Genomic DNA, 262 nt, shown 5'->3' with positions numbered 1-262 from the left:
CCGCCGTGATCTCGCCCTTCACGTTGAAATCGCTCAGCACCGTCTCGAGCAGCCGCGCGTTGCGCTCGAGCGCAATCTTGTCCAGCGCGGGGCCTGTGCTCGACGGCGGCGGGTCGAGCAGATCGACCGAAGGCAGCTCATAAGGGCCGAAGAAGTCGCCCTGCTTGCTCTTCGGGCCAAGCTGCGCCTTGGCCGGACGCAGCGAGGGCTCAGTGATTTCCGGCGGCGGTCGGTTGTCGGGCACGGCTTCCTTGCGCGGCGC

General features: G+C 67.9%; 1 pseudogene. It reads right to left on the bottom strand.

Annotated features, from left to right (window positions below):
* A pseudogene (locus AX735_RS25755) lies at nt 1-262 on the bottom strand (DNA translocase FtsK); the annotation flags it as partial.

The sequence above is a fragment of the Blastomonas sp. CCH1-A6 genome (assembly GCF_001556365.1).
GTDB lineage: Bacteria > Pseudomonadota > Alphaproteobacteria > Sphingomonadales > Sphingomonadaceae > Blastomonas > Blastomonas ursincola.
Note: the sequence above shows the minus strand (reverse complement) of the source record. Positions and strands in the feature narration are given on the sequence as shown.